The following is a 24861-nucleotide window of genomic DNA, read 5'->3' as shown; positions in this document are numbered from 1 at the left end:
ATAAATCGTAAAATATTCCAATCAGTTCGGAAAACGAAAAATAGTACTATTGTATCAGTTAAAAAACCATATCTTATGAGGGAAAGGAGAATGGATATGAGGAAGTTTTTAAAAAAGGCTTGTGCCGTAGGTTTATCGACAATGATGGTGGTGTCGCTCGGTGCTTGCGGAAGTAAAGCAGAAGGGGGAAATGGATCTGGTTCATCAAATGGAAAAGTAAAAACATTTTCTGTTTTGATGTATACGGACTGGTATAAGAGTGGATGGAAAGCCCTGGAGAAACATATTAACGACAATTCTGATAAACTTGGCTTTAAATTGAAGATTTCAAAAATTCAAGGCGGGAACCAGGGAGATCAGGTTATAAAGACGAAGTTTGCAAGCAATGATTTACCTGACATCATTCAGGTATATAAGCCTCAATGGGTTGAAACGAATGCCGGAGAGGATGGATTGAACAAATTGGTTGATTTGACCGGCCTGGATAGTATGTCTGAATATGATCAGAAAGCACTTGACGGTACATATTCTTATAAAGGAAAACTTTATGGTATCCCGATGGACTCCGTTGTTCTTTCTGGTGTTTTCTATAACAAGAAAGCATTTGAAAAAGCTGGAGCTGAGATTCCTCAGACTTGGGATGATTTTCTTTCAGTTTGTGACAAATTAAAAGCAGCGGGGATTACGCCAGTGTATTATTCCGCAAAAGATGTTTGGAGTGTGCAGCCGCCTACAATTACTGGGCCGGTTATTGATGCGGCAAAAAACAATGAGACTACCTTTGATTTAATGAAAAAGATTGATACGCACGAGTTAAAGTATAGTGACTGTACTGCTTTTGTTGATGCAATACAGAAATCAAAGGATCTGATAGACAAGGGATATGTAAATAGCTCGTATCTGTCTGATACGGTTGACATGGCACATGAGGCATTGGCAAAAGGTGAATGTGGAATGTATATTAACGGAACATGGTGTGCCGATAATATCCAGCAGAAATTCCCGGATCAGTCATCCGATATCGGAGCCTTCGCAATACCTCAAGATGACGGCGATAATTATATCAATATGTTTACGCCATACTCTCTTTGTCTGACAAAAAATTGTAAGGATCAGAAACTTGGTAAGAAAGTGATGAATTATTTGGCATCTTCAGAGGCACAGCAGATCTATGCGGATGCACAGCCAGGAGTTTATTTGAATCAAAAGGTTAAATCAGATATGCCCGCAGCAACTGCTGATTTGAAAAAGATCATGGATTCCGGGAAATCGATGACAGACTGGGAGGAAATCAATAAGTATTCCTATGGTAATTTGGGTGAGAATGTACTCGATTATTACACGGGTACTTTGAAGAAGGCCTCCGACGTTACGGATGCGCTTGACAAGGAAACTGCGAAGAGCGCAAATGCAATGGGCGATAAGAACTGGAAATAATTAAGAATTGGAAGTAAGAATATGAAGCAAAAAGATAAATACCCCTATTCAATGGCTCTGCCTGGACTGATTTTATTTACTGTATTCTTTATTGCACCATCAGTAATTGGACTGTTCATATCTTTATTTAAAATGTATGGCTTTAATTTTGCGGGTGCAAGTTTTACGGGCCTTGGAAACTATATCGGTATATTGTCCGATGGAAACACCAGAAAAGCACTTATAAATTCATTCATCTTTGCAATTATTACAACCGTGTTTAAAATGCTTTTTGGCATGTTACTTGCAGTTGCGCTTAATAAGAGACTGTTTTTGACAAATGCCCTAAGGACTATCTTTTTCCTTCCAGCTGTAATCAATACCGTAGCCGTAGGACTGATATTTTCTTCGATTATGCATCCTGAGAAAGGTTTGTTAAATCGTTTTCTGTCGCTGATTGGGCTTGGAGCATTAAGGCAGGCTTGGCTGACCAATCCAAAGATTGCCATTTTTTCTATTTGTCTGATTGAAATTTGGAAATGGTCCGGATTCACAATGGTGATTCTTCTTACTGGTATGCAGAATATCAGTACAGACTATTATGAATCTGCTGAGCTCGAAGGAGCGACAGAATGGCAAAAGTTCTGGAAAATTACATTTCCACTTTTACTTCCTTCCATAAATAATGCTTTAATTCTTAGCATTATTGGTGGACTCAAGGTTTTTGATATTGTACAGGCAACCACGCAAGGTGGGCCGGGGTCAGCGACAGAAGTATTTGGTACTTTAATATACAAGTCATTTGGCTCTGGTAGGTTTGCGGAAGGCTGTGCAGCGAGTGTTTTACTCGCAGTCATTATTGCGGTCATTGTGCTGCCGACTTACAAATTAATTGCCAACCAGGAGGTGGAAGTATGACCAGTTCGAGGAAAAAATCTAATGTCGTATTGAGTGTTATTCTTTGGCTTTGTTCGTTGTTTGTTTTGATTCCGGTTTATATGGTTGTTATTAATTCATTTAAAAGCCGGACGGAAGCGGCGGAGATGGACATATCTTTGCCATCAAAACTTCATATTCTGGGAAATTATGCACAAATGATTGAGGAAGGAGGTGTACTTCGAGGCCTGTTGGTCTCAACAATAGTTACAGTAATTAGTGTATCTGCTCTTGTTTTACTTGGTTCCACCATGGCCTATGTGTTTGAACGGAAAAGTACTCGATTAGCCGGATCACTGAATACTCTAATGATCATTGGTTTGGTTCTTCCAATTCAGATCATTCCTACCTACTTTATCTGTCAAGCGATGCATCTTCCACATATGGTAGCGGCAATTTTGGTATTAATTGTTGTCAATATCCCGTTTACAGTATTTTTGTACACGGGATATATGAAGAGCATACCACGAGAAATCGATGAAGCAGCTTGGATAGATGGTGCCGGAAGCTTACAGACATTTTTTAGGATCATCTTTCCTCTACTGAAACCAATGACAATAACAGCTATAATCATCAATTTCATGGCTGTTTGGAATGATTTCAGTGTGTCAATTTATTTCTTAAATAGCGCAGACACCTATACTCTTCCATTGACTGTTTATAATTTCTTTGGAAATCATGGTTCAGATTGGCAGCTAGTATTTGCTAATGTCGTTTTTGCATCCTTGCCTGTGGCCATTTTATATCTTGCATTGCAAAAGCAGATTATTGCCGGAATGACTGGTGGAGCTGTAAAGGGCTGATAAATGAAGTTAGAAGACATTCAAATCAGAGATCCGTTCTTTTTGAAAGATGGATCCAAGTGGTATCTGTATGGAACAACCGATCATAATCCTTGGGATGGACCTGGAACAGGATTTGATTGCTATGTTAGCAATGATCAGATGCAAACTTTTACAAGAAAATCTGTTTTTCGCCCCAACTTAGATTTCTGGGGAAAAGAAAATTTCTGGGCTCCGGAAGTGCGAGAGTTTGATCATGGGTATTTAATGACAGCTTCGTTTAAGGGTACAAAAGGACGGGGTGTACAGCTTTTAATGGCTCCCCGTCCGGAAGGCCCCTTTCTGGCGATCGGAAATGAAGCTGTCACACCATCTGGACAAGATTGTTTAGATGGAACCATATGGATTGAAGACAACAGACTGTTTCTCATATATTCACATGAGTGGACACAGTGCATAGATGGGGAAATTTGTCTTTTAGAATTGGATCAAGCCACATTTTATAGAATTGGTCAACCAGAGATCTTATTCAGAGCATCAGATGCTCCATGGACTGTTTTTCATGAAGAACAAGGAAAACAAGGTTTTGTAACAGACGGACCTTTCATTTGGAGACTTTCTACAGGCAGGCTTGCAATGATATGGTCTAGCTTTTCCTCAAGCGGATATAGCATGGGAGTTGCATACTCAGATCACGGTGTTCACGGGCCCTGGATTCAACAGCAGAAACCACTTTATGATAAGAATGGCGGTCATGGCATGTTATTTCGTTTTCAAGATGACTTGATGCTGGCTATCCATGTACCAAATACGCCAGGAAAGGAGCGAGTCCAGCTATTTCAGGTTAGAGAAGAGAAAAATCAATTGAAATTAGGAGGTTAATCTGTATGAAACAAAAAGTGATAAGCCTAATCTGCATGGGTATTTTGTTTACAATGCAGATTTTCAACGGTATGACTGTTCATGCAAAAACTGAAATTGATAAGGGAAACACTGTTTATTATGTAGATGCAGATCATGGTAATGATAGTAATTCTGGCTTATCTGAGGTAACCCCTTGGAGAACCTTGGCAAAAGTAAATTCGACGGAGTTTCAACCTGGTAATAAAATCTTATTCAAATGCGGTGATACCTGGAAGGGTATGTTAAAACCAGGTGGGTCAGGATCATTAGGTGAGAATATTGTTATTAGTAGCTATGGCTCTGGGAAAAAACCAGTGATTGATGGTGCAGGTGCGGAGGCCGCGGTTAAACTGGATGGACAAGAGTATTGGACAATTTCGAATATCTGTGCTGAAAATAATGCATCTGAGCGAGCAGTTCGACAGGGTATTTATGTCAATGGTAAAGGATCTGGTATTACACATAACATAACTATCAAAGATTGTGAGGTTTGTAACGTTATTGGAGAAAACAGAAGATCCATGCCTACATACCAAAGTATGTATTGGAATTCCGGAATATATATCAGTATGCCAGGTAGAAGCAGTAATTCTACTCACTATGATGGAGTATTGATAAAAAATAACTATGTACATGATGTAACAACAAGTGGAATCCGGATTAACCAAAGAGAAGATTTTATAATAGATCCATATCACACGAATGTATTGATCGAAGGAAATACCATTGAACGGACAGGATCGGATGGGATGATCGTTGCAAATTGTGTATCCCCTTTGATTCAGTACAATAAATGCTATGACGCAGGTGCACTTGGAAATCGAAATGATACTAAGATTATAGCTGGTATGTGGACTTGTGGGACCAAAAATGCTTTATTTCAATATAATGAAGTTGCTAGAACCAGATTATTTGATAGCGATGGAACGGCTTTTGATACTGATTGGGGGACGAGCGGAACGACAATCTTTCAATACAACTATACTCATGGAAATGGAGGTGGTTTTTGGCTAGATTGTGGTGGCATTAACCGAGATCCTAATTATGTAAAGACAATCCTGAGATTCAATATCAGTGCAGATGATGAGAACTATCTTGTCAGAGCAGGAGATATGGAAACGGAAATTTACAATAATACTTTTTATAAATCTTCTGGAACATTAAATGCTTGCTTTGGCAATAATGGAACAAAACACCGGTTCTGGAATAATATTTTCTATTTTCCGCAAACACCGAACTGGGCTAAATCGGACTATGACAATAATATTTACTACCCTTGCTCGGCGAGTGATACTGATGAAAATGCAATAACATCAGATCCAGGTCTTCTAAATCCGGTAGCACCGCAAGATGGAATATCTTATGCAGCTAACTATGGAGTGAACTCTTCATCGATAGCATGCAATAAGGGCATTTACATCGGCCAAAATGGAGGTAAGGACTTCTCAGGAAATACACTTAAGTCAAAACATATGGATATTGGAGCTATCCAGGCATCGCTCACAACCTCTGGAGATCAGAATGACTTCTGTTTTGAAAGGTCGTTTAATGGTGAGCAAGGTACGGATAATTGGTTTTACTATTCGGGAGACGTTGACAGCAAGCAACTGATGAAATGGAATGGACAAGATGAACGGTGGCATGGATTGAATACCTACAATTTGTTATGGGCGCCAGGTCATATTCATCCTGATGTGAAGCCAACGATCATTGGATGGCAGGCAGCGAAGAACGGAAAGGTTCAATTAACAGGTAATCCAAGGAAAATTGATTCAGGAAATGATGGCATTCGCGTAAAGATTTATAAGAATCAGGAACAGATATGGCCTGCATCTGGTTGGACCAATATTTCCGGCGATGATTTAAAAGGTGTTTCATATGACTTAGTAACAGAGGTTAGTAAGGGTGATTTTCTATATTTTGTTGTAGACAAGAATCAAAATACATATAATGATGGATCTAAGTGGGACCCTCATATTAGCTATAACGTGACGGAATCTTATACGTTTGCTAATGGTTTTAGTAATACACAACAAAAAAATAATTGGTCGTACTTGATAAAGAATGACGCTGGCTATAGTCCAATGACTTGGAATTCGTCAGATAATCGATGGCATGGAAATCATACATACAGTTTGATATGGGCACCTGCGCAGATGCATCCGGATACAGATGATACAGTTATTGCATGGACAGCTCCGCATGATGGGAAAATAAGATTAATGGGACAACCTAGGAAAGCAAATTCTGGATATGATGGTGTAAGAGTTAAAATATTGAAGAATGCAGATCAGATCTGGCCTGCTTCCGGATGGCAAACAATTGATGGAAATGATACGAACGGAGTTGCTTACGACTTAAATTGTTCAGTAAAGAAGGGTGATGTGGTCTATTTTGAATTGAACCAAAACGGGAATAATTTTGCGGATGAGACTTATTGGAATCCGACTCTCATTTATCAATGAACCGTAATTGGTGGCTTGACCGGATAAAACTTGATATTCTTTAAGGCAAGGGACGAACGAGATCATTTTAGTTCGTCCCTTCTTTATTACGATAGCTTGCTAAGAATGGGAATTAGAAACCATCGTAGAAATGAAGCACAGTTTCTATTATGATAAAATGCAATCCATGACTTTTGGTATGACCGCTAACAGGATCGCAATGACAGATTGGCATAAGATCCAGGTAGGTCCCAGGGTATATTGATATCTATCGAATATCCCCCAAATAAAATAGGTCACTCTGCAAAAAAAAGCTGACAGAAAATTGTGAAATATAACGAAAATACTAATACAACTTGACAGAGATACTGTGAGCTGCATATTTTAAGAATATAAGTAACACTTGTCGAATAATAAAGATGAGTGTCAAACCGGTCAGTTTGAAAGGAGGATGGCTATATGGGTAAAGTCTTAAATGCCAAGTGTTTAAAAAAAGGAACTTGTCTCATTTTGTTAACCACATTGCTCTTTATGATGGCCGGCTGCGGAAGTGATTCCAAACAAAAGAAGACAGCCTTCCCAACAGATAAAGACGGTTGGCCGAAGAAAAATGTTGCCCTGATCAATGGCAAAGAGTATCCTCTGGAGAAGATAGAGCATTCCGATGAAGGAAATATTTCAAGGTATGAGATTCGCCTGAAGCTGGATCGTAAGAAAAATAGTCAGAGCGATGATCAGGATTCTGAAACCATGGAAGTGACTCTGCCAAAGCAAAGTCTGATCTGCTTTTGGGATATCGATCCGAAAGACCTGGATCTGGTCTCGTATGAAAAAACTACATTGCCTGTAAAAACAAAGGAAACCTTGGAAGGAGCTACATCTGTACTTCAGACCTTTCGATACATGGTTCCCATGGATGAGAGTATATCCGTATCGTTCAAATGGTCGAATGTCAATGAGATGGAGAAAGCCTTCTCTGACCAGCAGGAGTACTATCTTCTTACAATTACAACTTACCAGTAATTGAAAGAGTTGGATAAGCGAATTTAGACCGAAAAGTCCGACTCACAAGGAACGTCTCTCCGCAGGAAAGAACCGCAGAGTGATGATTGACAGAAACCAGCTGATTCAGATTGATCAGCTGGTTTTTATTGATGCGTAAAAAAGCATAGGGACGAAGTGCTTCTGCATATGCTGACAGAGATCCCTTTTCATAGAGGACGTCACTTGCGGACAGATAGAATCGAAGCTCCCGCTTTCGAGTATTGCCCGTTTCAATGTATTGGATTTTTCTTGGACAAACAACATGGATATTACCGTCTGTGTCTTTTAGATTCAAAAATATATGTTTCTTTTGACATACGGCAGTGAATTCAATGATTGAACGATGGATATTTTCCGGGTCGAGTGGTGAGAGGAAACACTCATATGGATGGAAACGCTGGAGTCTTGCCATGATTCCAATATCCTCTGTGAAAAAGATTAGAGGAATTGAAGGGTGATTCGAATGAATTTCGGAAACAAGGGATTCCAGTTTCTCAGCATTTGCAAGCTGGAAATAAAGAATAGCAAGCTCAGAATCATCCTGTGAAAGGATATTACGGAAATCAGCCACCCTAACGCAAGTTCTGATATTAAAATCATCATTATACAAGAACATATGCTGTTCCAGAATTTTCTGAAGCTCAGAAGAAAAGCTGGAATCCTCTGACAGAACTAAAATTTTTAATACCATTTTCACACCCCCCTGTAGATTATCACTACGATATGCAGTTTATCACAGAAATGCACAAAACAGAAGTGAGGAGTGTTATTTTTCCTAATGTACAAATTCTCAATCCATGAAAGGAGAAGCATGAGGAGAAATATCCTCCTATTCATGAGGGACTGTTATGAAAAAGAAGCTTTTGACCATTTCTGTGATTATTACTCTCTTATTTGTGTCTTGCAGTTCTGACAAGGGTCCGGAAGGCTTTGACAGAGATACGGATTATCAGTACCAATATGCGTCCGATGGTGGAAATATCTCATGGAATATCCAAACCGCGGATTCAGACAACAATCTTTATTTCGTTTGTCAGAATTATTTGATGAAATATGACCCGAAAAACAATATATGCAAGCCACTGTGCAGCAAAGCGAATTGCCTGCATCAAAAGGAAACGGAAGAGGACCGGAAAGGGAAATGCACTGCCTATATCCCCTGGAAGCCGGTGCCTAAGGACTATAACTGGTCTTACAGTCTCTTTTACTATAAGAATAATATTTATTTCGCTTATGAAGCCCAGGAGGGTAAAAATGATGAAAAGAACTGGCATATTGACCGGATCTCTAAGGATGGGAAATCACGGGACCGGATTGCGTCTTGGGTATCTAATTGTAATGAAATGATCCAGCATCGGGGAGTCCTTTATTTCGCAAGGGAGTATACCGATAAGGAAGGAAAATTCTATGCCGAACTGGATTATCTGAAACTGGATCATCCCGGACATATTCATACACTCATGAAACCGAAGGTAAGTGTTCGCTCCAGCTTGAAGCCTATATCTGCGTACGGGAAATATCTGTATATCAATTATTGCAGTGAAGACGCTGAGGCTGGCGATGATAACTATCTGGATCATTTTCAAAGCGCTATTTATGTGTACAATGTCGAAACTAAGAAAAAGACGACAGTCCACCCGGATGGAAAAAAACAGACGGATATGATTGACAACGTGGTGCCATTTCAGGACAGAATTTTTTTCACGATGCAGGATATGACACACGCGTATGATCTTGAGGCTAAAACTTTTCTGTATTCCTGCAAACCGGACGGATCTGATGTAAAAGTGGAGAAAAAAGACATTCTGGCATGGAACCTTTTGTATGCGGATAAGGACCATTTATTCCTGTCTGATTTGAACAAGCAGGAATATCAGGCACTTCTTGCCTCCCGTCAGAGCACAGGATCTGGAAACAGCCAGCAGGGAATAGAGTCTGAGATGGGTCAAACAGGTACAGGTTCAGAAAATAGTTTCACCGTCACTACAGAGGTATTCGATAAGGACAGGAAGGAATGTGACATATTTACCGAGGAAGGAGGTACCTATTTCCCTTCATCAGATATCCGTATTGGAATCGGAGATTATCGATATAATCTTTGTCTGAATAAAGCTGGTTCGGCTTATGAACTCCATAAGTGGAATAAAAAGAAACTCGGAAGTCTACATGGACAGTCCTGGACATCTGAAGTCGTTGCAACGATTCCACATGAAGATTCCTCAGATTCCGTCGTGTCCCCAAAGGAGGAATGATGCGTCTGATCTCAGCAGAATTTCGAAAACTTTTTTATCAGCCGTTCTTTCTTCTCCTTATGATCCTTCTTCTGGTGGGAAATATCTTCACCCTGGATCGGTCTGCCGGGAAGACACCGAAAGGAGACCTTACTGAAAGTCAGGAGACATATGCGTCTTTTTTGGAACAGGTTCCCGTTCAGACAGAAAAACTGGAAGAATCTGCAGATGGTGAGAGTGCGTTTTACCGGAGAAATCTCGCGAAGACAAGGGAAGATTACGGAAAGGTGCATATTCCAAAGATGCAGAAGGGAGATTACCGTGCAATTTATTCCTATGCGAAGTATTTTTCCGGATTTTGGTTCTCTGCCATTTTCGTCCTTCTTCTCTCGAATCTTCTGGTACAGTCGGAGCGGAAACGGGGACTCTATCTACTCACTAAGGGCTGTCGGTGCGGTCACGGGTCTTTTGCCAAAGCGAAATACCTTACCGGTCTTTTGACCCTGCTCCTTGTTCTCCTTCTTCAGGAAGGAAGCGGGTGGGGTCTCTTACTCTTTCGGTATGGCCCGGATCCGCTGACCTCAGGAATACAGACTCTTGAGATCTTCCGAAACACATCCGGAAATTTCACGATTCTTCAGACTGTCTTCTACATGTTCCTTGTGCGGTTTCTATGTCTGATAGTCCTTTTTTCAATCGCTTTTTCTTTGCAACTTCTCTTCCGAAGAAGTGGAATCGCTGAGATCATTACAGCGGCTTTTCTGGTTCTGGAGCTTTTTTTTTCGCTGCGGCTGACATCGGACAGCACGTGGAACGGCCTCTGGGCGGTGAATCTCTTTACCCAATGGAATATGGAAGCAGGGCTCGGAGTCTATCTGAATCTCAATCTCTTTGGATTTCCATTATCGATGAGTATCGTTTCACTTGCTTTCGGAACTCTTCTCTCGGCAGCTCTTTTGACAGCAGGAATCTGTGTCTTCTCCCGGAGTTTCCAGATTGCTGGAGAGAGTCCGCTCGAGCGGCTGGCCCTCTTTTTCCGCTCTCGAATCTTTGGAAAGATTCGGTCGGCGCGTGTTACTGCAGAAGAATGGAAGAAGGTACTCCTGCATCAGCATCGCTGGCTCGTTCTTCTCGTCCTTTTCTTCCTTGTACTATGTTCCTTCCGCTATGTGAACAGGGACCGCCAGTATGCAGAAGTCCGAATCGGAGCCTATCATGGACTGCTGTCGCAATGTAGTGGGAAAGTGACGGAGAGAAGTCTTCGTTTCATTGAGGATCAGAGAAAAGAGCAGGATGTCCTTTCCGAAAAAATGCAGTCTCTCGATCCGGAGAATGCGGATGACCGGATTCAGATGGAATTTCTTTCCATCGAGTATCAGCAGATGGAGGAGGGACTCGAGATGGTGGAAAGCCAACGAGACTCGCTATCAGCTATGGATGGCGGTCTGCAGGGCAAGTATCTTTTGGATGAATACAGTTATCTCAACGAATTCCGGGATTATCGGTCTGATGTTCTCTTCTTTCTTGCTTCCGGAATTCTGCTCCTTTTACTCACTTGTTCTCTGGAAAGCTTCGACAGCCAGAGAAAGATGATGGGGCTTCTCGGACCGACGAAGACGGGAACAGAAGGGATCCGAAGGGCGAAAAAAGATGTATTTTGGATCCTGTCGCTTGTTTCCTTTCTTTCGATGCAGTTGCCGGAGATCTGGTCTTATTACCGGATCGATCAGGGTCGATGCTTCGGAAGCCAGATGCAGTGGTTTACAAGCGAGTCCTTCCGGTCATCAATGGCAATAGGGACAGTGCTCTTTCTTTGCTTTCTGATCCGCTTAGCTATTTTTTCCTTCTTCTCTTTGTTTGTTGAAAAGGCGGTATTTGGAATGAAACAGCCGGCAATTGTTTTTGGGTTAGGACTCATGATCCTTGCAGCCCTTGGGATCCTTTGCTTCGGTTTTCACATCAGTATTCCGGTGCTCCTCTTGAAACTGCTGTAGTTAAGGGCTCCGGTATTTTTGGTAAGTGATTCAGTAGTCCGTAAAAGAAATCGGAAAGGTGTGAATAAGTTATGAAACTTGAGTTGCAGAATCTCGGGAAATCCTATGACAGAGGGAAGACCTATGCTCTCTCCGGATTTTCCGAAGAATTTGTTCCCGGAGTCTATGGGCTTCTTGGACCGAACGGTGCCGGAAAGTCGACACTCATGAATCTCATGACCTTGAACCTGGCTCCGTCAGAGGGATGCCTTGTCTGGGAAGGAGAAAACGTGCTTTCTCTCGGAGCGACTTATCGTGACGTCCTCGGCTATATGCCACAGCAGCAGAACCTTTATGAAGATTTTACCGGAGAGGAATTTCTCTGGTATATGGCTGCGCTGAAAGGATTATCTAAGGAAGAAACCAGGCAGAAGGTCGAGGAATTGTTTTCTATCGTCAATCTAAACCAAGCCCGCTTTGAAAAGATCCGTGGATATTCCGGAGGCATGAAACAGCGCCTGCTGATTGCCCAAGCGCTTCTGAATGATCCGAAGATTTTGATCATGGATGAGCCGACGGCGGGGCTCGATCCGGAGGAACGAATCCGAATCCGAAATTTTATCAGCGAAATTGCAACAGGAAAGATCGTTCTCCTGGCGACCCATGTCATTTCGGATATTGAGTTCATCGCAGATCATATTATCGTGATAAAGAAAGGACAGAAAGTCGCGGAGGGCACACCGTCCGAGCTCCTACAGGGGGTGAAGGGAAAGGTCTTTGACGGGAAACTTTCGAATGAAGAGCTGGCAAAGCTGAAAGAGCAGAAAGAATTTCTGGTTTCGAATGTCCGCTTTTCCGGCAAAGGGAAGAATCATGTCCGGATCATTGTACAAGGAGAGCCAGAAGAATTCCCGGGACTCTCAGCATCGGAGCCGGAACTCGAGGATGTCTATCTCTACCTAGAGCATTTCTGACACAGGAATCTGGAATCAGCGAAAGACATAGCCGGCAGATGAATGAATGAAAAAATCAGGGACGTGTTTTCACGCCCCTGATTTATGTTTACATTCTGTTTTGAAAAGGGATACATTACCCGGGCAATTTTCACTCCGTCTTCTTGCCCTGCAGTTTTTCAACTTCCTGCATCTTCTTGGCTCTTACAACCAGCGGGAGACCGAAGAGGGTGATGAAGCCGCTGGCGTCATGATGATCATAGAGATCACCGGTTGTGAAGGAAGCCAGAGATTCATTATAGAGAGAGTACGGAGAGGTCTCGCCGGCCTTGATAATATTGCCCTTGTAGAGCTTGAACTTGACTTCGCCGGTAACATACTTCTGTGTGGACTTTACGAAAGCCTGAATGGCATCACAGAGAGGTGTAAACCACTTGCCTTCGTAGCAGATCTGGGCAAGACGGTTTCCCATGTCCTTCTTCACTGCAAGGGTCTCACGGTCAAGGATCAGCTCCTCCAGCTGCTTGTGAGCTTCCATCAGGATGGTTCCGCCGGGAGTCTCATAGACGCCACGGGACTTCATGCCGACAACACGGTTCTCAACGATATCAATGATACCGATGCCGTGCTTGCCGCCCAGACGATTCAGTTCACGGATGATATCCGAAACTTTCATTTTCTTTCCATTCACAGAGGTCGGAACGCCGGCTTCAAAAGTCATAGTGACATATTCAGCTTCATCCGGAGCCTTTTCCGGGGGAGTGGTAAGAACCAGGAGATGGTCGTAATTTGGTTCCTTGGAAGGATCCTCAAGTTCCAGACCTTCATGAGAGATATGCCAGAGGTTCCGGTCACGGCTGTAAGACTGGTCAACCGAGAAGGGAAGGTCGATGCCATGCGCCCTGCAGTAGTCGATCTCTTCCTGACGGGACTGCATAGTCCAGTGGGGATCCCGCCAAGCGGCGATAATCTTGATATCCGGAGCCAGGGCCTTGATGCCGAGCTCGAAACGGATCTGGTCATTGCCTTTACCGGTCGCACCGTGACAGATCGCGGTCGCGCCTTCTTTCCGTGCAATCTCAACCAGCTTCTTTGCAATGCCGGGACGAGCCATCGATGTGCCGAGGAGGTATTTATTTTCGTAAACGGCATCCGCCATCACGCAGGGGACGATATAGTCATCCGCGAACTCATCACAGATGTCTTCGATATAAAGTTTGGAAGCACCGCAGAGTTTGGCGCGCTCTTCCAGTCCGTCCAGTTCCTCTTCCTGTCCGCAGTCCACACAGCAGCAGATGACATCGTAGTCATAAGTTTCTTTCAGCCACGGAATGATTGCTGTTGTATCAAGTCCGCCGGAATATGCCAGAATTACTTTTTCCTTAGCCATAGTTCGTCCTCTTTTCTTTTCCTACCTGATTGGATAAATATAAACCGATGCGAGCCTTGCCAAAGTGATCAACTTTCGACTTTCTCGCTTGTTTACGAAGAATATACACCATCAGGTGAAGATGTGCAAGTGAAAATATATTCAATTTGTTGAGAATAAATATAAATTTTATGTGCAATTCAACCTTGAATAGAAGAGGATTCAAATGTATAATAATGCAAAACATAAACGTTATCATGATGAGCTTCATATGTTGTAAACAGGCTTTAGAAATCGACCTTATTAATATATGAAAACTTTTGAAAATCATGCGTAATTCACATGGCTAATGAACCTGATTTTTGGCTGGAAAATCGATATATGAAAACTTTTGAAAATCATGCGTCATTCATATGGCTAATGAATCTGATTTGGGGCTGGAAATTCGATATATGAAAACTTTTGAAAATCATGCGTAATTCATATGGCAAATGAATCTGATTTGGGGCTGGAAAATCGATATATGAAAACTTTTCAAAATCATGCGTGTTTTTGGGCTGATTTTATAGCATCAAATTCAAAAGATTTTATATATCGATTTTTATGGCAGAAAAAATGCTTTTTTCCAGTAAGAAATGCGCATGATTTTGAAAAGTTTTCATATATCGAATTCCAGTCTAGTGAATCTTCTTTGAAGAGATAGAAGAGCTTCAAATGGCACAAGATGAGATAGAAGAGCTTCAGATAGAACAAGATGAGATAGAAGAACATCAAATGGAACAGGATTAGATAGAAGAGTGTCAGATGGAACAGAAAATAATAGAAAATAAAAGAAAAGCAGATGTCTCAAATTTAGCAGACTCCTCCATCGTCATTCGGCCTATGACAATGGAAGATTTCGATCAGGTTCATGCCTTATGGATGACGATCCATGGATTTGGGATCCGATCCATTGATGATGCCAGGGAGGGCGTGGAGCGATTCCTGACAAGAAATCCCGGTATCAGCGTGGTAGCGGAATGGAAGAAAGAAATCATCGGCAGCATCCTCTGTGGGCATGATGGCCGGACTGCATCTTTTTATCATGTCAGTGTCAGGGAAGATTTCCGAAGACGTGGTATCGGGAAGGAAATGGTCCTTGCCTGTATGCGTGCCCTTCATCGGGAGAAAGTTTCGAAGATTTCACTGGTTGCCTTCCAGAACAATCAAATAGGAAATGAATTCTGGAATGCCGAAGGCTGGACCCGGAGGACAGATCTGAATCAATATGAATTCATATTAAATGAAGAAAATATTATTCGTTTTAATGGTTGACCATATTAGAATAATCAATATACATAGAAAAATAATTCATTCAGATATCACTTTTAGAATAACTAATACACATAGAGAAATAATTCATTCAGATATCACTTTTAGAATAACCAATACACATAGAGAAATCATTCACTCAGATATCACTTGGAATGGAGGAACTTCATGGCAGTATCCAAATTAGAGAAGATCGAAGGCGGTGTTACCGCAGCACAGGGCTTTCAGGCGGCCCATACCGGAGCAGGCATCAAGTACAACGGAAGAGATGATATGGCAATGATCTATAGCGAACTTCCCTGTCGCTCGGCCGGAACCTATACCAGAAATGTGGTCAAGGCAGCACCGGTCGAATTCGACCGGATGCGAACAGAGAACACCGCAGATCTCCATGCCGTCGTAATCAATGCCGGCATCGCCAATGCCTGCACCGGTGCGCAAGGCTTGAAGGCTTGTCAGGAGACAGCAGATCAGGCAGCAAAGCTTCTGAATATCAAGAGCAATGCCGTTCTCGTAGCATCCACCGGTGTCATTGGCATGCAGCTTCCCATGGATAAAGTTCTGGCCGGCGTCTCTGCCATGGTTCCAAAACTTGCACCGGGACTTTCTGCCGGTCATGATGCTGCCAAGGCAATCATGACAACGGATACTCATCCCAAGGAATGCGCCGTAACGTTCGAGATCCAGGGCAAGAAATGTACCATTGGCGGCATGACCAAGGGCTCCGGCATGATCCATCCCAACATGGGCACCATGCTGTGCTTTCTTACGACCGACTGCGAGATCGAGAAATGGGCTTTGATGGAGGCCTTGAAAACTTGCGTCAATGACACCTTCAACATGGTTTCCGTGGATGGAGACACCTCGACCAACGATACTTGTGTCCTTCTGGCAAACGGAGCCGCAGAAAACCCTCTGATCACAATGGATACGGATGCCTATCAGACTTTCGTCGACGCTCTGCATTTCGTCACGAAAGACCTGGCGAAGCAGATTGCCGGCGACGGAGAAGGGGCAAGCCACCTTTTTATCGCCCAGGTACTTCATGCCGGAAACGATGCAGATGCCCGGACACTTGCCAAGGCAGTCATCACCTCCAATCTGACCAAAGCCGCGATCTTCGGAAAGGACGCCAACTGGGGCCGGATCCTCTGCGCCCTCGGCTATTCCGGTGTCTATTTTCGCCCGGAAAATGTAGACCTTTATTTCGAAAGTGCAAATGGGAAGATGAAACTCGTCGAAAATGGGGTTGCTCTGAACTATAGTGAGGAGGAGGCAACAAAGATCCTTTCGGCAAAGGAAGTGACGGCCATCTGCGATATGAAGAGCGGCGAATCTTGCGCAGAGGCTTATGGATGCGATCTGACTTACGATTATGTGAAGATCAACGCGGATTACAGGAGCTGATCCCTTTGCCTGTGTTCACATAAATACTACATCGAAGGAAGAAGTGTTGTTGGTAAGGAAGCTGATCTCTTTGCCTGTGTGAACAATTGAAAAGAAGAAAAAGAAGGATAAAAAAGGAAAGAAGAAAAAAGATATGGAAACTTATATGAAGGAAGTCATGAAAAAAGCCAGTGTGCTGGTTGAGGCCCTGCCTTATATTCAACGATTCAACGGCAAGATCATTGTTGTAAAGTACGGTGGCTCAGCTATGGTCGATGAGGAATTGAAGACGCATGTGATCCAGGATGTCACACTCCTGAAATTGGTCGGCTTTCGCCCGATCATCGTTCATGGCGGCGGCAAGGAGATCAGCAAGTGGGTCCGCCTGACCGGAAAGGAGCCGGAATTCATTAACGGCCTGAGGAAAACGGATGAAGATACCATGGAAATTGCCGAAATGGTTTTAAACCGGGTCAATAAGTCATTGGTGCAGCGTGTAGAAGCCCTTGGCGTCAATGCGGTCGGTATCTCCGGAAAGGATGGCGGACTTCTCCGTGTTGACCGGAAATATTCGGATGGCCGGGATATCGGTTTTGTCGGTGACATTAAAGCCGTGAATCCCAAGATCCTTCTGGATCTTCTGGATCAGGACTTCCTCCCGATCGTCTGCCCGATTGGCATGGATGATGAATATCAGACCTATAATATCAATGCAGATGACGCAGCCTGTGCCATTGCCAGAGCTCTGGAAGCGGAAAAGCTGGCCTTCCTTACTGACACGGAAGGCGTCTATCGGGATCCGAAAGATCCGGATTCCCTGATTTCAGAATTGACCGTCGATGAAGCCAAAGCCTTGATTGAAGATGGTTCGATCCAGGGTGGTATGCTTCCGAAACTTCAGAATTGTATCGATGCCGTGGAGCATGGTGTTCACAGGGTCCACATTTTGGACGGACGAATCGCCCACTGCCTGCTTCTGGAGATTTTCACCAACAGAGGTATCGGAACGGCCCTGATCCGAAACGATGCCGAGCGTTTTCATGAGGAAGAGGAGGAATGAAAATGAGTATGCAGGATGAAATCCGTCGGGCAGATCAAAAAATGCTTCATGTATATTCGCGTTTTCCGGTTGTTTTTGATCATGGAGAGGGAGTTTATCTCTATGATACCAATGGAAAGGCTTATCTCGATTTCGGATCGGGGATCGGAGTCAATGCCTTGGGTTATGGTGTCAAGGCCTACCAGAATGCCTTAAAAAATCAGATCGATAAACTGACGCATACCAGTAATCTCTATTATCATCTCCCGATGATAGATGCAGCAGAGAAGATCACGCGCCTGTCAGGTATGGACCGGGTCTTTTTTACCAATTCCGGAGCGGAGGCAATCGAAGGTGCCATCAAGACAGCGAAGAAATATGCCTATCTCAGGGATCAGAAGGCAGGCCATGAGATCGTAGCCATGCAGCACAGTTTCCATGGCCGGACGGTCGGCTCCCTTTCTGTGACAGGAACCACTCATTACAGGGAGCCTTTCTATCCTCTGATGGATGGGGTACATTTCGCGGACTTTAATGATTTTCAGACGGTAAAACGAGCGGTCAATGACATGACTTGTGCCATTCTGCTGGAACCGGTTCAGGGAGAGGGTGGTGTCTATCCTGCAGATCCGGAATTTCTTCGGAACGTGCGAAAGCTCTGCGATGAGAAGGATATTCTTTTGATCTTCGATGAAGTGCAATGTGGTATGGGCCGGACCGGCGCCTTCTTTACCTGGCAGAAATACGGTATCAAACCGGATATCCTGGCCAGTGCCAAAGCGCTCGGCTGCGGTGTGCCGGTCGGAGCCTTCCTTACCACAGAAAGAGTGGCAGAGAATTCTCTGGAACCTGGCGATCATGGATCTACATATGGAGGAAATCCTCTCGTCTGCACTGCAGTTTCTACGGTCTGCGATTTAATGGAAGAGTTCCATCTGCCGGATCATGTCGAGAAGACGGCTCCATATTTCGAAGCAAAAATGGAGGAACTCTGCCTTAATCATAACAGCCTCATGGGCCATCGTGGAATGGGATTTATGCAAGGTCTTTTGTTAAAACCGTCTATCCCGGTTGGACAGGTGGTAAAGAGGGCCCTGGACAAGGGACTGATCATTCTTTCGGCTGCAGGAAATGTGATCCGTCTCCTGCCGCCCCTGGTCATCGAAGAAGGAGAAATTGACCAGGCCATGGATATACTTGGCAGCGTATTAAAGGAATTTGAGAGCTAGGGGTAGAGTCAGAAGTCCGATTTGGGTTCGATTATATTAATGCGGAATATGATAGATGATAAAAAAGCATCCGTTCCGTTTTTCGTCCGGCAGAATGGGGAAAGCTTATGAAAGAGGTTAATGAGAAAAAAATCACTCTCCTATGATCCGCTCCAGGGTAAATTCCCGGCCGGCAATGATCTTCGAATGAATGCTCTTGCAGTTGGGACAGCGGTAGGAGTTTTCCCGGGACGGTTTATATTCTGTTCCGCAGTCCTCACAGCGGGCTGTGACCGGGACAAAGTTGATTGTCAGCTTGGAATTCTCTAAGATCGTATTCTTGACACACTGAGGATAATAGTCCTCGAGAAAATGAGGAATCAGACCTGTGGTCTCACCGACTTTGATGACGAGTTCAGATACGTCGGTGAGATCATTTTCTTTACAGGCAGAGAGGGCCGTATCGACCATCCGCATCATATAACTCAATTCATGCATGTTCCTTGTCCCCTGTCTTTCTAACAAAAAGCATAGCTAAAAGGTTATTAAAAATGGAACTTGATTCATAGAAAATGGAACTTGATTCATATTCCATGCATTATTTTATAGGAAAGAACAGTTGATGTAAATAAAAGCTCCTGCCCCTGCCTCATCCCTTCCCGGCCGTTTGAAATGTACGAGATAAAGTACAATAAAAGAACTTCATTTTAGACAAAATGTACCGAAGCCCGGATTGAATCGTTTCCCAAATAAGAGTATGATGCTTATGGTTGTTAAAAAAATAACGAAATTGCTCATAGAATTGTTCTAAATGACAGATAATTATGCACAATTCTTTTTCGCTATTCTTTTAACATGGAGGCTTAACTGTTAAAGTATGAAAGGAGAGTTGAGAAAATGTCTGCTTTACCGATAGTACCTTTTCTCATCATTTTTCCGTTTCTGGTAGCCTTCTTGATGTTGATCATTCCGGTCAACCCCAAGGCGAACAGAGTACGGAATGCAATTGCCTATATCAGTGCCGTTCTGATTATGATCGGTGTTGGTATTCTGGTTACACAATGGGCATTGGGGGGATCTCAGCCGATGTATCTCTATGCCAATACAAAGCTTGCGGATGATATGACTCTTGTCGGCGAGTTTGTACTGATGATTGTTGTGACCTTCCTGTCATTTAAATATCACAGAGCCTGGGTATCCATTCTGTCTATTGTACCGACTCTTGCCATCGCTTACCTCGAACTTTGGGGACCGAAGACAGAGAGCATGGAGAAGATGTCCCGGGTCTACATTGATCACCTGTCTATTCTGATGTGCATCATCATCGGGATCATCGGATCCCTGATCGTTATCTATGCCGTCGGATATATGCATGGCTATCATCACTATGTTCATAGCTGGGTTACCGACCGTAGAAACTACTTCTTTATGGTCCTCTTTATCTTCCTCGGCGCCATGTTCGGATTTGTTCTGTCCAACTCCCTGACATGGATCCAGTTCTTCTGGGAGACGACTTCTGTATGTTCCTTCCTTCTGATCGGATATACGAGAGAAGAGATCGCTATCAAGAATTCTTTCAGAGCCCTCTGGATGAACTTACTCGGCGGATGTGCTCTGACAATCGGCATCTTTGTTTTCGCATACAGCCAGAAGAGCATTTCCTTCCTGGATCTCATTAATTTTGCAGTCAATGCAGACGGCGCCAAGAAGGCGATCGCTATGATCCCGGTTGCTCTGATTGCTTTTGCCGCACTGACCAAGGCTGCTCAGCTGCCTTTCTCGACCTGGCTTCTTGGAGCCATGGTTGCGCCGACACCTTCCTCTGCACTGCTGCATAGTGCGACCATGGTTAAGGCCGGAATCTATGTTCTTTTCCGCCTGGCACCGGCAATGCACGGAACCATTACGGGAGCCATGATTTCTTTCGTCGGCGGCTTTACCTTCCTTGCTGCATCCTTTATGGCAATCGCACAAAGCGATGGCAAGAAAGTTCTGGCCATGTCCACCATCAGTAACCTCGGTCTGATGGTTGCCTGCGCAGGCATGGGAACACCGGAAACCATCTGGGCCGGTTCCTTCCTCATGATCTTCCATGCAGTATCGAAGTCCTTACTTTTCCAGGATATCGGTGCTACCGAGAACTCTCTCGGATCTCGTGACGTTGAGAAGATGCACGGACTGCTTTATCGTCTGCCCATGCTTGCAACCTGCATGTTCATCGGTATTGCCGGCATGTTCCTGGCACCTTTTGGAATGTTGATTTCCAAGTGGTCCGCACTTCGGGCATCTGTCGATGAGAATAACATCATCATGACTCTGATGGTGGTCTTCGGTTCTGCTACCACATCCTTCTACTGGACCAAGTGGCTGGGCAAACTGATCGCTGTTACCAATGAGAAACCGGTCAAGGATATCACAAAGCCCAATGAAAAGATCTCCATCGTCATCCATACGGTCATGATGATTGCCCTTTGTATCTTCGTTCCGCTTCTTACGACGACTTATGTACAGCCTATGCTGAACGAGATGTTCACCTCCGGAAAGGGAGCACAGGTTCTTCCGACCTCCATCCTCTACCTTCTGGTTCTTCTGATCGTCTTCGTCTTCCTGGTACCGGCTGTATCCTACCTCTTCTCTAAGAACATGAAGGCAAATGAAAAGCTTTCTTATATGAGCGGTATCAATACGGGACACGATGATGGATTTGTAAACTCCCTGGGAGAAGAGACCAAGCTTCAGCTTTCGAACTTCTACTTCAAGGATGTCTTCGGACAGAGAAAGCTCATGCTTCCCTGCCAGCTTCTGACAGCTTCCGTTATCATTGTTATGCTCTGCATGATTATAGGAGGTGCATTCTAAGATGGTTACAAGAATCATTCTTATCCTTTGTTATATTTTACTTGCACCGTGCCTCGGCGGAATCCTGGAGGGATTTGACCGTAAGATCTCCGCACGTATGCAGGGACGTATCGGACCTCCGATCCGTCAGCCTTTCTTCGATGTCATAAAGCTCTTTAAGAAGCAGTACATTGTCGTAAACCACTCCGTACATTTTCTGCTTTTAAGCTATGCAGCACTTATGATTCTGACCGGCTGTATGTTCTTCGGCGGAACCGACCTTCTGCTTTGCTTCTTCGTGCTTTCCACTGCAGCAACTTTCCTCTACTTTGCTGCAGTCATCACCAATTCTCCTTACTCCACGATCGGAGCACAGAGAGAACTGGTTCAGATGATGGCATATGAGCCGGCCGTACTCCTTACGGCAGTCGGCTTCTATCTGGCAACCGGATCCTTCAATGTCTCGAACATTGTGAATTCCGATTACAGCCTGATCGTGAAGATGCCCGGTTTCTTTATCGCATTCGTTTTCATCCTGACCATCAAGATGCGGAAGTCCCCCTTCGATACCTCCGCATCCCATCATCCTCACCAGGAGCTGGTCAAGGGTATCACAACAGAAATGGGCGGCAAGAACCTCGGTGTATTCAATGTTACAGAATGGTATGAGAATGTCTTCCTTCTGGGCGTAATTGCACTCTTTATTATCAATAAGAATCCCTGGAGCTATCTGGCTGCAGTTCTTGTAATTCTGGCTGTCTACTTCCTTGAGATCCTGATCGATAATACCAGCGCCCGTGTAAAGTGGGAACTGATGCTGAAGATGACCTGGTTCATTACCCTGCTTTGTTCCGGTTTGAACCTCCTCATTCTGATGCTGGTTCGTTAAGCAAAATGCAAGAATCTTTCACCTGGTCTATATTTCGAGAAATATAGACCAAAGTGAGAACTATTTCTCTGGAGGAAATAAAATGGCAAATGTAAAGAGATCGCCCTGGCTCATCCATTATGATGGATCGAGCTGTAACGGCTGTGATATCGAGGTCCTGGCCTGCCTGACCCCGGTTTATGATGCAGAGCGTCTTGGCGTCGAGAATACCGGAGACCCTATGCAGGCGGATATCCTTCTGATCACCGGAGGAATCAATGCCCAGGCTGAGCCGGTTGTGAAACAGATCTATGACCAGATGCCCCGTCCCAAGGTTGTAGTAGCAGTAGGTGTCTGTGCCTGCACAGGCGGCGTCTTCAAGGACTGCTACAATATCAAGGGTGGAGCGGATACGGTCATTCCTGTTGATATCTATGTACCGGGCTGTGCAGCAAGACCTCAGTCCATTATCGATGGAATTATTCAGGCAAGAGACCTCTTCCAGAAGCGTTCACAGGAGCACGATGCTCTTGTGAAGGCCGGAAAGACCTATGAGGATCTGAAGAAGGAAGAGGCAAAGAAGGAGGAAGAGAATGGCTGAGGTTATCAATGCTGGAAACGTTCAGATTGAAGTCCCTCTGGAGCAGCTTCTGATGGAAGTGATGAAGATGAGAGACAGAGGTCTGCGTTTTGACCAGGCTTGCGCTGCTTATGTCAATGAGAAGTTCGAATTGTCTTATTCCTTCTCGGATGATGACGCTTATCGCTTTGAAAATATCCGTGTTGTCATCGACCTGGATCAGGAAGTTCCTTCGGTATCCAATATTTATCCGGCAGCTGTCTTCTATGAAAATGAGATGCGGGAGCTTTTCGGCGTCCGGATTGAGATGATCACCTTTGATTTAAATGATAAACTCTACCGTCTGGGCAAGGATGTCCTTCATCCCATGCTTCCGGAAGCCGGTAAGAAATTGATGGCTGAGAAGATGGAAGAGGATAAGGAAAAGGCAGAACAAGAAAAGGCAGAAGCCGATGCAGCTGATGTGAAGGAAAACGGAGGTGAACAGTAATGGGTAAGAGAAGTGTTGTTCCTTTCGGACCGCAGCACCCGGTTCTGCCGGAGCCGATTCATTTGGATCTGGTCATCGAAGATGAGAAGGTCATCCAGGCCATTCCCAATATCGGATTTATTCACAGAGGTCTGGAAGGCCTGACCGATAAGCGTGATTTCAAGCAGATGACTTATGTCATTGAGAGAACCTGCGGAATCTGCTCCTTCGGACATGGCCTCGGCTATGTAGAAGCAGTCGAGAAGATCATGAACGCGGAAGTTCCGACCCGTGCCAAATATTTAAGAACCATTTGGGCTGAGCTTGCCCGTATGCACAGCCATTTACTCTGGCTTGGACTCATGGCAGATGCTTTCGGCTTCGAGTCCCTTTTCTACCAAGCATGGAGGATCCGTGAGCGGGTCCTGGATCTTCTGGAGATGACGACCGGCGGTCGTCTGATCTTCTCCGTCAATGAACCCGGCGGAGTCCTTCGTGACATCAATGCCGATCAGGAGAAAGAGATCTTAAAGCAGCTTGATGAGATGGAAGCAGAGCTGAAGGAAGTTGAGAAGACCTTCCTCCTGGACTATTCCGTACAGTCCCGTTTGAAGGGCGTCGGATGTCTGACCAAGGAACAGGCTCATGACCTGGGCTGCTGCGGACCTTTTGCAAGAGCATCCGGTTTGTCTTATGATATGCGGAAACTCGGCTATGAAGCTTATGGCGATCTGGATTTTGAACCGATCATCTCGAATGATGGTGATTCCTATGCCCGCTGCGAAGTGCGTGTCAAGGAAGTCTTCCAGTCCATCGATCTGATCCGTCAGGCCTTCGCCAAGATGCCGGCCGGTGAACTTTCCAATCCGGTCAAGGGTAACCCGAACGGTGAGTATTTCAACCGGATCGAGCAGCCCAGAGGAGAGGCTATCTATTATGTCAAGGCAAATGGCACGAAGAAACTGGATCGTTTCAGACTTCGTACTCCTACTTTCGCTAACCTGACCGGCCTCTGCGAGATGCTGAAGAACTGTGAGTATTCCGATGTCGGAATCCTGGCTCTGACCATCGATCCCTGCATCAGCTGTACCGAGAGATAAGGAGGAGCTTT

The 24861-nt window shown here is 44.3% G+C and carries 21 protein-coding genes; 18 read left to right on the top strand and 3 right to left on the bottom strand.

The window, feature by feature from the left end; genetic code table 11:
• Window positions 1-96: 96 nt before the first annotated feature.
• The 6 genes from ACKX2L_RS08565 to ACKX2L_RS08540 all read left to right on the top strand — a co-directional run bounded on the left by ACKX2L_RS08565 (window position 97) and on the right by ACKX2L_RS08540 (window position 7504).
• Window positions 97-1437, top strand: coding sequence for an ABC transporter substrate-binding protein (locus tag ACKX2L_RS08565; RefSeq protein ID WP_497551293.1), 1341 nt, complete (start codon window positions 97-99; stop codon window positions 1435-1437).
• 21 nt (window positions 1438-1458) lie between these two features.
• Window positions 1459-2334, top strand: a complete 876-nt coding sequence (locus tag ACKX2L_RS08560) for a carbohydrate ABC transporter permease (RefSeq protein WP_497551294.1) — start codon at window positions 1459-1461, stop codon at window positions 2332-2334.
• Complete coding sequence (locus tag ACKX2L_RS08555) at window positions 2331-3155, top strand: carbohydrate ABC transporter permease (RefSeq protein WP_497551295.1); 825 nt, start codon at window positions 2331-2333, stop codon at window positions 3153-3155. The genes ACKX2L_RS08560 and ACKX2L_RS08555 overlap by 4 nt, the downstream gene beginning before the upstream one ends.
• 3 nt (window positions 3156-3158) lie before the next feature.
• Window positions 3159-4016: a family 43 glycosylhydrolase gene (locus ACKX2L_RS08550; protein WP_497551296.1), complete on the top strand. Its 858-nt coding sequence runs from the start codon at window positions 3159-3161 to the stop codon at window positions 4014-4016.
• Window positions 4017-4021: 5 nt separating this feature from the next.
• A complete protein-coding gene (locus ACKX2L_RS08545; RefSeq protein WP_497553089.1) occupies window positions 4022-6502 on the top strand; it encodes a hypothetical protein in 2481 nt (826 codons plus the stop codon).
• Between the two features lie 438 nt (window positions 6503-6940).
• Window positions 6941-7504 (top strand): hypothetical protein, encoded by a 564-nt coding sequence (locus ACKX2L_RS08540; RefSeq protein WP_497553088.1) that lies wholly within the window; start codon window positions 6941-6943, stop codon window positions 7502-7504.
• Here the strand turns inward: ACKX2L_RS08540 and ACKX2L_RS08535 are convergent.
• Complete coding sequence (locus tag ACKX2L_RS08535; RefSeq protein ID WP_497553087.1) at window positions 7488-8216, bottom strand: LytTR family transcriptional regulator DNA-binding domain-containing protein; 729 nt, start codon at window positions 8214-8216, stop codon at window positions 7488-7490. The two genes, ACKX2L_RS08540 and ACKX2L_RS08535, sit on opposite strands and share 17 nt — an antisense overlap.
• Window positions 8217-8373: 157 nt before the next feature.
• On the opposite strand from ACKX2L_RS08535, the gene ACKX2L_RS08530 reads away from it, so the two are divergent.
• From ACKX2L_RS08530 to ACKX2L_RS08520, 3 genes are all read left to right on the top strand, one after another.
• Window positions 8374-9777: a hypothetical protein gene (locus ACKX2L_RS08530; protein ID WP_497551300.1), complete on the top strand. Its 1404-nt coding sequence runs from the start codon at window positions 8374-8376 to the stop codon at window positions 9775-9777.
• Window positions 9777-11750 carry a hypothetical protein gene (locus ACKX2L_RS08525; protein ID WP_497553086.1) on the top strand — a complete coding sequence of 658 codons (1974 nt, stop codon included), beginning with the start codon at window positions 9777-9779 and terminating at the stop codon, window positions 11748-11750. The genes ACKX2L_RS08530 and ACKX2L_RS08525 overlap by 1 nt, the downstream gene beginning before the upstream one ends.
• Before the next feature lie 71 nt (window positions 11751-11821).
• Window positions 11822-12703 (top strand): ATP-binding cassette domain-containing protein, encoded by an 882-nt coding sequence (locus ACKX2L_RS08520; RefSeq protein WP_497551302.1) that lies wholly within the window; start codon window positions 11822-11824, stop codon window positions 12701-12703.
• Between the two features lie 130 nt (window positions 12704-12833).
• Here ACKX2L_RS08520 and ACKX2L_RS08515 read toward each other — a convergent pair whose 3' ends face one another.
• The gene (locus ACKX2L_RS08515) at window positions 12834-14072 is read right to left on the bottom strand and encodes an argininosuccinate synthase (protein WP_497553085.1); all 1239 of its coding nucleotides are present in this window, start codon (window positions 14070-14072) and stop codon (window positions 12834-12836) included.
• Between the two features lie 861 nt (window positions 14073-14933).
• Here ACKX2L_RS08515 and ACKX2L_RS08510 point away from each other — a divergent pair.
• From ACKX2L_RS08510 to ACKX2L_RS08495, 4 genes are all read left to right on the top strand, one after another.
• Complete coding sequence (locus ACKX2L_RS08510; protein WP_497551361.1) at window positions 14934-15365, top strand: GNAT family N-acetyltransferase; 432 nt, start codon at window positions 14934-14936, stop codon at window positions 15363-15365.
• Window positions 15366-15530: 165 nt separating this feature from the next.
• A complete protein-coding gene (gene argJ, locus ACKX2L_RS08505) occupies window positions 15531-16769 on the top strand; it encodes a bifunctional glutamate N-acetyltransferase/amino-acid acetyltransferase ArgJ (RefSeq protein WP_497553084.1) in 1239 nt (412 codons plus the stop codon).
• A gap of 133 nt (window positions 16770-16902) precedes the next feature.
• A complete protein-coding gene (argB, locus tag ACKX2L_RS08500; RefSeq protein WP_497551305.1) occupies window positions 16903-17808 on the top strand; it encodes an acetylglutamate kinase in 906 nt (301 codons plus the stop codon).
• Window positions 17809-17810: 2 nt separating this feature from the next.
• Window positions 17811-19016: an aspartate aminotransferase family protein gene (locus ACKX2L_RS08495; protein WP_497553083.1), complete on the top strand. Its 1206-nt coding sequence runs from the start codon at window positions 17811-17813 to the stop codon at window positions 19014-19016.
• A 132-nt stretch (window positions 19017-19148) separates the two neighbouring features.
• Here the strand turns inward: ACKX2L_RS08495 and hypA are convergent, their stop codons facing one another.
• A complete protein-coding gene (gene hypA, locus ACKX2L_RS08490) occupies window positions 19149-19493 on the bottom strand; it encodes a hydrogenase maturation nickel metallochaperone HypA (RefSeq protein ID WP_497551307.1) in 345 nt (114 codons plus the stop codon).
• 459 nt (window positions 19494-19952) lie between these two features.
• On the opposite strand from hypA, the gene ACKX2L_RS08485 reads away from it, so the two are divergent.
• The 5 genes from ACKX2L_RS08485 to ACKX2L_RS08465 all read left to right on the top strand — a co-directional run bounded on the left by ACKX2L_RS08485 (window position 19953) and on the right by ACKX2L_RS08465 (window position 24850).
• Window positions 19953-21854: an NADH-quinone oxidoreductase subunit 5 family protein gene (locus ACKX2L_RS08485; protein ID WP_497553082.1), complete on the top strand. Its 1902-nt coding sequence runs from the start codon at window positions 19953-19955 to the stop codon at window positions 21852-21854.
• A gap of 1 nt (window position 21855) precedes the next feature.
• Window positions 21856-22722: a respiratory chain complex I subunit 1 family protein gene (locus tag ACKX2L_RS08480; protein ID WP_497551309.1), complete on the top strand. Its 867-nt coding sequence runs from the start codon at window positions 21856-21858 to the stop codon at window positions 22720-22722.
• A gap of 82 nt (window positions 22723-22804) precedes the next feature.
• Window positions 22805-23302 carry an NADH-quinone oxidoreductase subunit B family protein gene (locus ACKX2L_RS08475; protein WP_497551310.1) on the top strand — a complete coding sequence of 166 codons (498 nt, stop codon included), beginning with the start codon at window positions 22805-22807 and terminating at the stop codon, window positions 23300-23302.
• Window positions 23295-23771, top strand: coding sequence for an NADH-quinone oxidoreductase subunit C (locus tag ACKX2L_RS08470; RefSeq protein WP_497551311.1), 477 nt, complete (start codon window positions 23295-23297; stop codon window positions 23769-23771). Before ACKX2L_RS08475 ends, ACKX2L_RS08470 begins: the two co-directional genes overlap by 8 nt.
• Window positions 23771-24850 (top strand): hydrogenase large subunit, encoded by a 1080-nt coding sequence (locus ACKX2L_RS08465; protein WP_497553081.1) that lies wholly within the window; start codon window positions 23771-23773, stop codon window positions 24848-24850. The genes ACKX2L_RS08470 and ACKX2L_RS08465 overlap by 1 nt, the downstream gene beginning before the upstream one ends.
• The last annotated feature ends 11 nt before the right edge of the window (window positions 24851-24861 follow it).

This window comes from Porcibacter vitabionis (assembly GCF_046263795.1).
In the GTDB taxonomy this organism is placed as follows: Bacteria; Bacillota; Clostridia; order Lachnospirales; family Lachnospiraceae; genus Lachnocurva.
This window is presented reverse-complemented; position numbering and strand designations above follow the sequence as displayed.

Bases quoted from the DNA above. Each gene is read 5' to 3' on its own strand.
- ACKX2L_RS08565 (WP_497551293.1), top strand. From the start codon at position 97: ATGAGGAAGTTTTTAAAAAAGGCTTGTGCCGTAGGTTTATCGACAATG.
- ACKX2L_RS08560 (WP_497551294.1), top strand. From the start codon at position 1,459: ATGAAGCAAAAAGATAAATACCCCTATTCAATGGCTCTGCCTGGACTG.
- ACKX2L_RS08555 (WP_497551295.1), top strand. From the start codon at position 2,331: ATGACCAGTTCGAGGAAAAAATCTAATGTCGTATTGAGTGTTATTCTT.
- ACKX2L_RS08550 (WP_497551296.1), top strand. From the start codon at position 3,159: ATGAAGTTAGAAGACATTCAAATCAGAGATCCGTTCTTTTTGAAAGAT.
- ACKX2L_RS08545 (WP_497553089.1), top strand. From the start codon at position 4,022: ATGAAACAAAAAGTGATAAGCCTAATCTGCATGGGTATTTTGTTTACA.
- ACKX2L_RS08540 (WP_497553088.1), top strand. From the start codon at position 6,941: ATGGGTAAAGTCTTAAATGCCAAGTGTTTAAAAAAAGGAACTTGTCTC.
- ACKX2L_RS08535 (WP_497553087.1), bottom strand. From the start codon at position 8,216: ATGGTATTAAAAATTTTAGTTCTGTCAGAGGATTCCAGCTTTTCTTCT.
- ACKX2L_RS08530 (WP_497551300.1), top strand. From the start codon at position 8,374: ATGAAAAAGAAGCTTTTGACCATTTCTGTGATTATTACTCTCTTATTT.
- ACKX2L_RS08525 (WP_497553086.1), top strand. From the start codon at position 9,777: ATGCGTCTGATCTCAGCAGAATTTCGAAAACTTTTTTATCAGCCGTTC.
- ACKX2L_RS08520 (WP_497551302.1), top strand. From the start codon at position 11,822: ATGAAACTTGAGTTGCAGAATCTCGGGAAATCCTATGACAGAGGGAAG.
- ACKX2L_RS08515 (WP_497553085.1), bottom strand. From the start codon at position 14,072: ATGGCTAAGGAAAAAGTAATTCTGGCATATTCCGGCGGACTTGATACA.
- ACKX2L_RS08510 (WP_497551361.1), top strand. From the start codon at position 14,934: ATGACAATGGAAGATTTCGATCAGGTTCATGCCTTATGGATGACGATC.
- argJ (WP_497553084.1), top strand. From the start codon at position 15,531: ATGGCAGTATCCAAATTAGAGAAGATCGAAGGCGGTGTTACCGCAGCA.
- argB (WP_497551305.1), top strand. From the start codon at position 16,903: ATGGAAACTTATATGAAGGAAGTCATGAAAAAAGCCAGTGTGCTGGTT.
- ACKX2L_RS08495 (WP_497553083.1), top strand. From the start codon at position 17,811: ATGAGTATGCAGGATGAAATCCGTCGGGCAGATCAAAAAATGCTTCAT.
- hypA (WP_497551307.1), bottom strand. From the start codon at position 19,493: ATGCATGAATTGAGTTATATGATGCGGATGGTCGATACGGCCCTCTCT.
- ACKX2L_RS08485 (WP_497553082.1), top strand. From the start codon at position 19,953: ATGTTGATCATTCCGGTCAACCCCAAGGCGAACAGAGTACGGAATGCA.
- ACKX2L_RS08480 (WP_497551309.1), top strand. From the start codon at position 21,856: ATGGTTACAAGAATCATTCTTATCCTTTGTTATATTTTACTTGCACCG.
- ACKX2L_RS08475 (WP_497551310.1), top strand. From the start codon at position 22,805: ATGGCAAATGTAAAGAGATCGCCCTGGCTCATCCATTATGATGGATCG.
- ACKX2L_RS08470 (WP_497551311.1), top strand. From the start codon at position 23,295: ATGGCTGAGGTTATCAATGCTGGAAACGTTCAGATTGAAGTCCCTCTG.
- ACKX2L_RS08465 (WP_497553081.1), top strand. From the start codon at position 23,771: ATGGGTAAGAGAAGTGTTGTTCCTTTCGGACCGCAGCACCCGGTTCTG.